Origin of the sequence: Pseudomonas sp. SIMBA_068 (assembly GCF_046534705.1) — a bacterium.
GTDB lineage: Bacteria > Pseudomonadota > Gammaproteobacteria > Pseudomonadales > Pseudomonadaceae > Aquipseudomonas > Aquipseudomonas putida.
Genome location: NZ_JAWRYI010001309.1, coordinates 1 through 246, shown reverse-complemented (window position 1 = coordinate 246; position 246 = coordinate 1). Strand labels below are relative to the sequence as shown.

The following is a 246-nucleotide window of genomic DNA, read 5'->3' as shown; positions in this document are numbered from 1 at the left end:
GGTTGCGTTTGTTGATGTGGTTACTACTATGCTAGATGAAACGATTCCGCTTACAACTAACGAGTATGGCGAGTGGGGTAACCCTAACGAGAAAGAATATTACGATTATATGTTGTCTTATTCACCGTACGATCAGGTCAGTAAGCAAGACTACCCTAATATGTTAGTTACTACAGGCTTACACGATTCACAAGTTCAATATTTTGAGCCAGCAAAATGGGTTGCTAAGCTGCGTGACTACAAAAC

The 246-nt window shown here is 40.7% G+C and carries 1 protein-coding gene; it reads left to right on the top strand.

Annotation, left to right across the window (positions count from 1 at the left end; translation table 11 throughout):
* On the top strand, positions 1-246 hold a 246-nt coding region (locus SB756_RS33815; RefSeq protein ID WP_410913730.1), incomplete at both ends, for a prolyl oligopeptidase family serine peptidase.